This window comes from Corallococcus sp. CA047B (genome assembly GCF_003612065.1).
In the GTDB taxonomy this organism is placed as follows: domain Bacteria; phylum Myxococcota; class Myxococcia; order Myxococcales; family Myxococcaceae; genus Corallococcus; species Corallococcus praedator.
This window is the reverse complement of record NZ_RAWD01000077.1, coordinates 20,463-30,916: the sequence shown is the minus strand read 5'-3', so window position 1 is coordinate 30,916 and position 10,454 is coordinate 20,463. Positions and strand designations below refer to the sequence as shown.

General features: G+C 68.9%; 8 protein-coding genes. 3 read left to right on the top strand and 5 right to left on the bottom strand.

The features are described 5' to 3' along the window. From D7X74_RS14765 to D7X74_RS14745, 5 genes are all read right to left on the bottom strand, one after another. Positions 1 to 1,295, bottom strand: a 1,295-nt coding sequence (locus D7X74_RS14765; RefSeq protein ID WP_199741827.1) for a hypothetical protein, incomplete at its 3' end; no start/stop codon positions are given. Between the two features lie 4 nt (positions 1,296 to 1,299). After that, positions 1,300 to 2,103, bottom strand: coding sequence for a protein phosphatase 2C domain-containing protein (locus D7X74_RS14760; RefSeq protein WP_120533596.1), 804 nt, complete (start codon positions 2,101 to 2,103; stop codon positions 1,300 to 1,302). Positions 2,104 to 2,293: 190 nt separating this feature from the next. Continuing rightward, a complete protein-coding gene (locus D7X74_RS14755; protein ID WP_120533595.1) occupies positions 2,294 to 2,983 on the bottom strand; it encodes an NUDIX domain-containing protein in 690 nt (229 codons plus the stop codon). 118 nt (positions 2,984 to 3,101) lie between these two features. Beyond that, positions 3,102 to 4,103: a diacylglycerol kinase family protein gene (locus D7X74_RS14750; protein WP_120533594.1), complete on the bottom strand. Its 1,002-nt coding sequence runs from the start codon at positions 4,101 to 4,103 to the stop codon at positions 3,102 to 3,104. A gap of 84 nt (positions 4,104 to 4,187) precedes the next feature. After that, positions 4,188 to 5,192 carry an SDR family oxidoreductase gene (locus D7X74_RS14745; protein WP_120533593.1) on the bottom strand — a complete coding sequence of 335 codons (1,005 nt, stop codon included), beginning with the start codon at positions 5,190 to 5,192 and terminating at the stop codon, positions 4,188 to 4,190. 256 nt (positions 5,193 to 5,448) lie between these two features. Between D7X74_RS14745 and D7X74_RS14740 the strand changes: the two genes are divergently transcribed. The 3 genes from D7X74_RS14740 (at position 5,449) to D7X74_RS14730 (ending at position 10,325) form a co-directional block, all read left to right on the top strand. Continuing rightward, complete coding sequence (locus D7X74_RS14740) at positions 5,449 to 7,227, top strand: Ig-like domain-containing protein (protein ID WP_120533592.1); 1,779 nt, start codon at positions 5,449 to 5,451, stop codon at positions 7,225 to 7,227. An 88-nt stretch (positions 7,228 to 7,315) separates the two neighbouring features. Further along, positions 7,316 to 8,851 (top strand): PEGA domain-containing protein, encoded by a 1,536-nt coding sequence (locus tag D7X74_RS14735; RefSeq protein ID WP_233602104.1) that lies wholly within the window; start codon positions 7,316 to 7,318, stop codon positions 8,849 to 8,851. A 52-nt stretch (positions 8,852 to 8,903) separates the two neighbouring features. Then, the gene (locus tag D7X74_RS14730; RefSeq protein WP_120533591.1) at positions 8,904 to 10,325 is read left to right on the top strand and encodes an IgA Peptidase M64; all 1,422 of its coding nucleotides are present in this window, start codon (positions 8,904 to 8,906) and stop codon (positions 10,323 to 10,325) included. Positions 10,326 to 10,454: the final 129 nt, after the last annotated feature.

Here is a 10,454-nt window from a genome sequence, read left to right as displayed (position 1 = left end):
GCCCAGAACCGGTGTCTGGCATTGGCCGCGAACACCGGCTTGTTCTCGCAGGTGTCCACCCCCAGGAACTCCGGCGCCCGGCCCGGCGCGAACACCGCCACCCGGCCGCCCTGCCCGAGCAGCGTCACGTCCCCCTGCACCGCCCAGCGCAGCGATGGGTCCAACCCACCGCGCATCACCGTGCGCCCGTCCTCGCGCCGGTAGGCGCCGTCCGCGTGGTGGACGAAGCGCACCGTCCCGTCGTCCGCGCTCGCGTGCACCACCACGCCCCGGGTGGTGAACTTCCGCGTCGCCACCACCTGCCCCCGCACCGCCGTCACCGGCGTGGCCGCCGCCGTCGCATGCGGCTGACACGAAGGACAGGCGGTCCGCGCATGCTCCACACCGCACGACGCGCACACCGTGAAGCGCAGCCGTTCCAGCACCGGCAGCGGGAACGCGCCGCGCAGGTCCTCCACGAACACCTGGTGGAACAGGTGCAGCACCTCATCCGGCAGCGTGGCCCGGGGCAGCGCGGGCTTGGGGTACTGCACGTCCGCGTGGAAGACGGTGACGCGCTGGAGCACCCGCGCCACCGCGTTCAGCCGCGCGCCCTGCGCCTTCGGTCGGTGGATGCCGCCCTGCGGCCCCACGCACAGCAGCGACTGCATCACGGTGACGGCGAAGGCATACCAATCACTGTCCACCGTCGCCGGCCGCACCGGCGTGAGCGCCTGCGCTCCCGTGTCCAGGCGCAGCGGATCCAGGAACCGCTCGGTGAACACCGGGCAGACGTAGCTTCCAAACTGGAAGCTGTCCGCGTCGATGAGGTACGCGTCCGTCCCCGTCACCAGCACGTTCAGGTCATTGAAGTCCCCCACCACCACGCCGTTCGCGTGCACCGCGCCCAGCACCCGGTGCAATCCCGCGAGCACCGTCACCGCGTCCGCGGACCTGCCACCCGCGCGCCGGAACGCGGGCTCCCCCCACCGGCGCAGTGGTTCCACGCCGTCCAGCTTGCGCATCGCGTAGCCCAGCACCTCCGCGCCCTTGCGGTCCGTGGCCAGCGCCTGCGGCGTCACCACCCTGGACGGCAGGCCCTGGGGGAAGGCGCGCAGCTTGCGCTGGTGCTCCGCGAGCCGCGCCTTCGCGGCGTCCTGCTCGTGCGTCAGGCCCAGGTAGTCCGGATGCTCGGGCCGCTTGAAGACCTTGAGCGCGCGTCCGTCGCCCAGGTCATACACATCCGCCTCGCCGCCCTTGCCCAGCGCGCGCTGCGGATCCAACCGCACCTTCTTTCCTTCCAGCCAGACGTCCATGGCCTCACGCCCTCCCCATCCGCCGACGCAGCACCACCAGCGTGGTGTCATCCGACAGCAGGCCCGGCGTGCGCAGCAGCCGCCGCTCCGCGAAGTCCGCGCGCACCGCTTCACGGTTGAGCTGCGCGAGCCGCCGTCGCACCGCGTCCGGGTTCGTGAAGTAGCGGTCCTCCGTCCAGAACCGCGACAGCGGACCCACCGGCTCGTCGCGCTCGGGCAGCCGCGCCGCCGCGAGCCCCAGCAGATCCCCCACCCCGTCCGTGCCCAGGAGCAGCGCGTGCACGTCGTCGGTGGGCACCAGCGCCCGTGACACCAGCGGCACGTCCTCCCCGCGCAGGAGCGAATACGCGAGGTACGGCGGCGCGTTGCCCGGGAACGGCCCCAGCGAATGCACCTCGCCGTTGAGCATCCACACCCCATCCCCCGACGAGAAGACGAGCGTGTGCGTGGGCGTCACCACCGTCCCCACGATGGTGAAGAGGAAGTCCCCCAGCACGTCCCGGCCCAGCGTCGCGCACAGCCCGTCCAGCAGCCCCAGCAGGTCCTCGCGCAGCCCCGGGAGGAACCCCTCGCCGTCCACCGTCTCCCCGCGCGCCAGCCGGGCCTGCGCCGCCTGCGCCAGCCGCCGCACGCCCAGCTGCGCGCCCAGCTCGCTGCACGGCTGGCTGCCACACCCATCCGCCACCAGCGCCACCAACCCGTGCTCGCTCTCCCGGACGCAGACGGCGTCCTGGTTGTTGCGCCCCGAGCGCGCGTGCTCCCGGCCCTGCACCGAACCCACCGCGACGTCGAAGGGCAGCGTGGACATGGCTCTCCCGTGGCCCTCGAAGGGCACGCACGACAGGAACCTGCGGAAAAGAAGCGACCGGCGGCCGCCCCGACTTCGTGTAGATACGACACGAACATAGCGTCCACATGACACGAAGTCAAGGCGACGCACGGAACCAGCACTCCGGGGCAGTCCGGAGCGCCGCGGTCAACAGGGGACGGGGGGCCCGTCAGAGCTCGAAGTTGAAGCCGGCCTTCTCGAGCTGTTTGTACTTCTTGTGGTCGAACCGGTAGAGGCGGGCGGCGCGGTGGGACACGTCCTGCTCCACCTCATCCAGTTCCTCCAAGAGGTCCATGGCGAGGATCTTCTTGCGGAAGTTGCGCTTGTCCAGCTCGCGCTCCAGCACCGTTTCGTACAGCCGCTGGAGTTGCGACAGGGTGAACTTGGGCGGCAGCAATTCGAAGCCGATGGGCTGGTAGCGCACCTTGCCCTTGAGCCGCTGCAGCGCGGTGGCGAGCACGTCCGCGTGGTCGAACGCGAGCTTGGGCGTGTCCCAGACGGAGAACCACGCCGCCTCGCGCGCATCGGTGGACGCTTGCAGGTGATGGGCGCTGAGCTTCACCAGCGCGAAGTACGCCACGGTGATGACGCGGCCCCGGGGGTCCCGCTCCGGCGCGCCGAACGTGTAGAGCTGCTCCAGGTGGCTGGTGCGCAGACCCGCCTCCTCCTCCAGTTCGCGGCGCGCGGCGTCCTCCAGGGACTCCTCCATGCGCACGAAGCCGCCGGGCAGCGCCCACCGCCCCGCGTAGGGCTCCACCCCGCGCTGGATGAGCAGCACCTTGAGGTCCTCCTCGTCCAACCCGAAGACGACACAGTCCACCGTCACCGCCGGGCGCGGGTACTCATAGGTGTGGCTCACGTGTGGACACCCTCCGTCCTTCGCAGGGTGACCCCACGCGAAGGCGCGCCGGCATCGTGTCCAGGGGACACGGTGGGGGCAAGCGCCTTCGCGCGAAGGAGGACGGCCGGGACGGCGACTACGCTTCGAGCAGGCGGCCCAGGCGGCGCCAGTCCACGAGCTGGACGTTCTCTTCCGCCAGGTCGAACTCCAGCGAGCGGCGCATGCCCAGCACGTCGCCACCCATCTGGAAGGGCACGTCGCGGTCGAAGTCCATCCGCAGGCGCTCCACGAAGAAGTCGTGCATGCGCGGCATGGGGTGCTCCCCGCGCCACAGGCGGAACATGTTGCGCGTCGCCTCCATCACCCCGGCGCCGTACACGCGCACCGACAGCCGGTGGGGCACCGCCTGCGCGAAGGGGAACGCCTTGAAGCCGAAGCCCCACTCCGGCGTGGTGGCCGCGCCGGCCACGCCCGCGGGGCCCTGGTACAGGAGCGCGCCCTCGCCACCGTTGGGCACCGGCCGCACCGCGCCCGTCGAGTCCATGGTCAGCGCGGAGCCGCCCAGGTTGTAGACGGACACGTTCGGGTTGCCCTCGCCGAACAGGTGCCGGGGCACCGTGCGGGTGAACATGGCGCCCAGGTAGCCGCGCAGGCCCGCCTGCGTGCTCTTGAGCGGCCCGGCGGAGGCGAGCTGGTTCTTGAAGTCCTGAATCATCTCCGCGTCCCAGCCGGTGCCCGCGAAGGGCGCCACCCGGCCCTCCACCCGCACCAGCGAGAAGGGACGCAGGGGCGGCAGCCGCTCGCCGTACGCGGCGATCTGCTTCAGGGCCACGTGGGGACGGGGCGCGCCGGTGACACGGGCCCAGGCGTTGCCAGTGCCCAGGGGCAGCACACCGATGGCGGGCAGGGCCACGCCCTGGGAGCGCAGCTCGTTGAGCAGGCCGGTGATGGTGCCGTCGCCTCCGCCCGCCAGCAGCAGGCTGGGCGGGTCATGCCGGAGCTGGTCCACCCACTCCCGCGCTTCTTCGAGGGAACGGGTGAGGGCCACCCGGGCGCGGGGAAGCAGGTCGCGGACAAGCCCCCCCATGCCCTCGGAGCCTTTACGCGCACGCAGATTGACGAGGACGGCGATGTTCATGGCGGGTGTGACTCTTCCCCAGGTCATGTCATGGCCCCGTCACGGAGTCCCCCGGAATGAGGGCGCACCCGCGAAACATGGGCATCACACCCCCAGGGCGTGCGAAAGCCTCAGGCCCAGACGGCGGTCGCTCGCACGGCGGCGCAGGGACACCGCCGCGGCGGCCAGTCCTCCGGCGACCAGAAGACGGCGCAGCCATTGTTTTCCGGCCCCGTGGTAACCGCCCGACGTCCCGGTGCCTTCGGGCATGGGCTGGAAGACGTTGCCGGAGGTGGCGCCCTGCCGCTCGTCCTTGAAGTGCAGGACGTCCGTGCCGGCGCGCATGGAGCGTTCGAAGGTGGCGGGGAACAGCCCGTGCATCGCCGCGAAGCTCTTGCCCGCGGGGCCAACGAGGGTCTCCGGTTCAGGGTGGCGCAGGACGCGCAGGATGGTGCGGGCCACGCGCTCCGGCGCGTAGACGGGCTCCACCGGGCGGATGCGCCAGCCGGTGTAGTTGGCGGTGTGGCGCCACAGGGGCGTGTCGATGGCGGCGGGCATCACCGTGCACACGTCGATGCCGGTGCGCAGCAGTTCCTGGCGCAGCGACGCGGAGAAGCCGCGCACCGCGAACTTGGAGGCCACGTAGGCACTCAGGTAGGGCGCGGGCACGGTCCCGAAGGCGGAGGACACGTTGACGAGCGTCCCATAGCCCTGGCGGCGGAACTGGCCCAGCGCCGCGCGCGCGCCGCTCACCGTGCCGAAGAAGTTCACCTCCATGAGCTGGCGGAAGGCCTCGTCCGGCGTCTCCTCCAGACTGCCCAGCATGTAGACGCCCGCGTTGTTCACCCAGCCGTTGAAGTGGCCGAAGGCGCGCACGGCCTCCTCCGCCAGGTGGTGCACGGACGCCGCGTCCGACACGTCGGTGGGCACCACCAGGGCCTGGACCCCCAGGGCCTCGCACTCGGCCGCCAGGTCCTCCAGCGGCTCCTCCCGGCGCGCGGCGAGGACCACGTGCGCGCCCTTCTTCGCCAGCAGCAACGCCGTGGTCCGGCCGATGCCGCTGGAGGCTCCGGTGATGACGATGACCTTCTTCTTCCAGGCGCGATCCATGGTGTGAGGTCCTTGAGGAAGGTTGAGTGGGCGTCGCCCGTGACGCCCCACGTCGGAAAGTGGGGACGAAGCAGGAGTCGTACCCGTGCCTCTGGTGGCCTACCTGGGGAGCAGCCAGCGGAGCAGCCCGGGCGCGGGGGGCCCGTGAGTCGGATGGGCGTCCAGGATCGGGACCGGCAGGAGCTGCCCGGGGTCACTGGCCTGGAGGGCGGGCAGTCCGGTAGAGGACGGAACGCGGCCTGCATCGCTGAACCTTATGAGCCCTCTTCAAAAAATCGCCCGGTGGCTTGGGGGTACCGTCGCCCTACTTTCCAGCACGGCGTGCCTGAGCATCCCGCCGCTGGAAGCCTCCAATACCCAGGTTCGCTTCGTCACGCCGGAGTCCCCGGCGTACACGAACGGCATCGTCTCCGTGCAGCTTGACGTCACGGGTGACGATCCCTCCCGGGTAGAGCTGTTGCTGGATGGCGCGCTTCTTACGATCGTCGAACCTCCCTATGACTATTCGTGGGACACGACCTCGACGCCGGAAGGCCCGCACCAACTGGTGGTGAGGGCGTCAACGGGCGGCGCGGTCTTCACCAGCGGGCCGCGCGAGGTGGTGGTCGACCGGACACCTCCTCAAGTCGTGATGCGGACGCCAAAACCCTCAGCCCAGACCGTCTGGGTACGAAGCCTCATCCAGGCCGTTTTCAATGAGCCCCTTCAGACCAGCACCCTCACGAATGAGTCCGTGCGCCTGAAAATGGGTGGCATCGACATCTCGAAAACCGTGTCTCCGTCCTCCGATGGAACGACCGTCACCGTGAGTCCCGTGACTGCATTCAAAGCAGCCGCCAGTGCCGCGCTCATCCTGACCAGCGATATCACGGACCTTGCAGGCAACCGACTGGCGGCACAGAGCGAGGATTGGTCGTGGGAGATGCCTTCCTGGATTCCTTGGGGACAGGCGGAGGGGGCCGTCGTCACGACTGGCGCGGCGCAATTGGGCAGCTACGACTTCGACTCCAAGGGCAGGTTGGTAGCAGCTTGGCACATCCTGGAAGGCTCGGCTCGCAGACTCTACGTCCGCCGGTGGGAAGATGGAGAATGGCATCAATTTGGCGAAGCGCTTGGCGGCACTGGAGCCGATGCCCGCATCGAGGAGGCCGCCCTCACATTGACCCGTGATGACATACCGATCGTGGCGTGGAGCGAGGTGGATTTGGCGGGCATCTTCCAACTCCATGCCCAACAATGGACGGGTTCTCAGTGGACGCCCCTGAGCGATCCTGCGAGTCCGTCCGAGGTGCTCACCCACAAGCAATCACCCTCATTCTTCCGGACCTCTGGCGGAAAGCCCGCCCTCATATGGAGGGAATGGAAGAACAACAGCGCCTCATTGTGCATCAGTACGCTCGATGAACAGCATTGGACCTGGCAACGAACCATCAAGTGCATCGCCACTCCAACACCCGACGTTCACACCAACAGCCAGGCGGTCCTCCAATTCTCCACGGCAGATGCCCCTGTGGTCGCATGGGCCACACCTGGACCCCCCATCACCCTGCACATCAGCCATTTCGTCGACCAGGATTGGATTGAACTCGAGAGCGACTTCACCACGGATGTTCAGGGTGGGCTTCTTGGGATGAGCCTTGATGGCACCCAGAAGCCTCTCATTTCATGGAGACAGTTCGACGGAAATGCTGAAAGCCTCTATGTCAGCAGGTGGACCGGGACCTACTGGGAGGAGCTTGGCGGTCGCCTCGATGCTGTAACGGGAAAGACTTCTGTTTTCGCACATTCAATCGCGGGGGATGCAACGGGAACTCCCATGGTCGCATGGATTGAACAAGGAGCCCCTCCAGGGAAGCTCTACATTCGACGTTGGGAGGGCGGGGTATGGAGCCCAATCGACGTTCAATCGCTGGGCCAGGACTTCGTATCCTTCCATGGGTTTCGGCGTACGGCCTCCGATCGTCTTTTATTGACCTGGGTCGATGGCTCGGTGGATGGCACAGGACCTCTGCGGGTCAGGCAGTTCAATCAATGATTGGCATCCGCTTCGGTCATCCACTCCTCCGTTGCCCATCCCCACTCATCCCTTCCTTCTCATGCGATTCCAGCAAGTGGGCCTTCTCTTGAACCAGCTCCCATCCGCGCTTGCCCTTCTGTGTCTGCTATGCACCACCGCCGCGCAGGCCGCGCCCCACCGGCTGGTGGTCTCCAGCGGCGATTGCCGGGACGCGGAGCTGAGCGGCCAGTCGAAGGCGTTCTACGACTCGCTGCGCGCCCGCCCCGAGCAGCGCGTGCTGGGCGCTCCCGAGTTCGCCGAGCGGCTCTTCCCCGCCCCCGCGCGCTCCTTCGAGGACCTCCAGCGTCAGCTCGACGCCGCGCAGGACCAGTTCTACGAGGGCCGCAACGCCAAGGCGACCCAGTTGCTGGACGATGCGCTGCGCGACATCAAGCGCCTGCCCGCGGGAGAGGAGCGCTGGAAGCTCTTCGTGCACGCGCAGTTGCTGCACGGCCTCAACCACCGGGCGCTCGGGAAGCTCAAGGACAGCGACGCGGCGTTCCTCCAGGTGTTGCGGCTCCAGCCGACGTACCAGTTGGACCCGGACCAGTACGCCCCCTCCCTGCGGCAGGCGTTCGAAAAGCTGCGCCGCGACCTGGCGCGGGCTCCGAAGGTGAATCTGTCGGTGAAGTCCACGCTGCCTGCGTCGGACGTGTACCTGGACGGGTTGGGCGTGGGCCAGACGCCGCTCACGCAGGAGCTTCCCGCCGGGGCGTATGACATCTCCGTGGTGAAGGGGGACGTGGTGAGCTTCCCCCGGCAGGTGCAGGCCCAGGGCGTGGACACGCCGCTGCTGGTGGACCTGGCGTATGAGGGGTCGGTGACGGCCGCGCCGTTTCCCTGCCTCGCCGTCGCGGATGGCAATGAGGAGCGCACGCTGAGCCACGCGGTGCGCCTGGGCGGCACGCTCGGGGTGGAGGAGGTCATCGTCGTGCGGCTGGAGCGTCCGAGCAGCGGGCCCAAGTGGTTCGCCGCCACGGTGCTCAACGTCGAGGGTGGACAGAAGCTGCGCGAGGGCGGCTTCAAGACGCAGGGCCTGGAGGCCCCCAGCGAGGCGCTCAACGCGCTCGTGGACTTCGTCACCACCGGACGCTCACCCTCGAACCTCGTGGTGATGAACAACGCCAACGGCCGGGCCCCCTGGGACGCGAGCGCGCGGGTCCCGCCGGCCTCCAGCACGGGCGCGGACCTCACCGCCCCCAGCCGCCTGTCGGAGGAAGGAGACCTCTCCACCTCCGCTGCCCCTCCCGGGACGGGCCTGCGCACGGCGTCCTATGTGGCGCTGGGCGCGGGCGTGGCGGTCCTGGGCGGCGCGGGCATCGTGCGGCTCCTGGCCCAGAAGGACCTGGACGACCTGGAGGCCCGCCGCGCGGCGACCGGTGGCCGGCTCGTGGGCACGGATTCCCAGACCGTCGCGCTGCGCGACTCGCTCGTGAAGAAGAGTGACCTGATGACGGGCCTGCTCATCGGCGGGGGCGCGGCGGTCGTGACGGGGGCGGTGCTCTACCTCGTGTCCTCGCCCGCGAAGCCTCCGCCATCCCTCACGCTGGGCGTCGCGGCGGACGGGACGGGCGCGGCGGCGAGTGTCTCCGGGTCGTTCTGACCGGACATTCCCACGGGAAGCACCGGGGGCGGTGCGCATAGAGTGCCGCCCCATGCGCGCTTCCCTCCTCCTGCTGCTGCTCACGGCGAGCACCGCCCTCGCGGCGCCCCGGACCTTCCGCGTCGACTACTTCCACACCGGCAACGCCACCGAGGAGCGCTTCAGCCTGGAGCGGCTCGTCGTGGAGCCGCTGCCCTGGCCGGGCCACCCGGCGCGGGCGCTCGACGAAACGAACCTGGGCAAGTACTTCTTCGAGGTGCGGGACCGGAAGACGAACCGGCTCCTGTACTCGCGAGGCTTCGCCTCCATCTTCGGCGAGTGGGAGCTGACGGGCGAGGCGAAGCAGGGCCACCGCACCTTCAGCGAGTCGCTGCGCTTCCCCAGCCCTTCCGAGCCCGTCCAGGTCATCCTGAAGAAGCGCGACGCCCAGAATGCCTTCCGCGAGGTGTGGTCGCTGATCGTGGATCCGAAGGACCCCTTCGTCGACCCGTCCTCCCCGCCCGCGCCGGGCGCGTTGATCAAATTCCTGGAGAGCGGCCCATCGCAGGACAAGGTGGACTTCCTCATCCTGGGTGACGGCTACACGGAGGCCGAGCGGCCGAAGTTCGAGAAGGACGCGCGGCGGATGCTGGACATCCTCTTCAGCTATTCGCCCTTCAAGGAGCGCAAGGGGGACTTCAACGTCTGGGGCCTGATGCCCGGGGCGGCCGAGTCCGGCATCTCGCGGCCCTCCACCGGCATCCACCGGCGTCCGCCCCTGGGTTCCACGTACGACGCCTTTGGCGCCGAGCGTTACATCCTCACCTTCGACAACGCCGCGCTGCGTGATACCGCCGCCTTCGCGCCCTACGAGTTCGTGGAAATCCTGGCCAACGGCAACACCTACGGCGGCGGCGGCATCTTCAACCTCTTCGGCACCGTGGCGGCCGACAGCCTCTGGGCCCCCTACGTCTTCGTCCACGAGTTCGGCCACCACTTCGCGGGCCTCGCGGACGAGTACTACTCCTCCGCGTCCGTCTACGGCCCCGCGCCCGAGGACCGGGTGGAGCCGTGGGAGAAGAACGTCACCGCGCTCAAGGACCCCGCGCAGCTCAAGTGGAAGGACCTGGTGTCCCCGGGCACGCCCATCCCCACGCCGTGGAATCAGGCTGCGTTCGACGCGCATGCCGTCCAGGTGCAGCAGCGCCGGCAGAAGATTCGCGCGGAACGCAAACCCGAGGCGGAGATGGATGCGCTCTTCACGTCGCAGCGGGACTGGGAGGAGAAATTCCTGGGCGCGCTGAAGGTCGCCGGGAAGGTGGGGGCCTACGAGGGCGCGATGTACGAGTCGCGCGGCTTCTACCGTCCGCAAACCGACTGCGTGATGTTCACCCGCGACCGGGTGCCCTTCTGCTCCGTCTGTCAGCACGGAATCAGTGAGATCATCGACCTCTACGCGGGCCCGGCTCGCGCCCACCCCCGGAAGACTCCCTGACTTTCAGAGTTTCCAAGGGTCCTGTGCGTGACAGGGATGTGGCAGGGGGTTGGGCAAATGGACGCCCCCTCATTTTCAGGTGTAAGGGGGACGCAGTCTGCAATCTGAAACCCCCAGGGGAGGCATTCA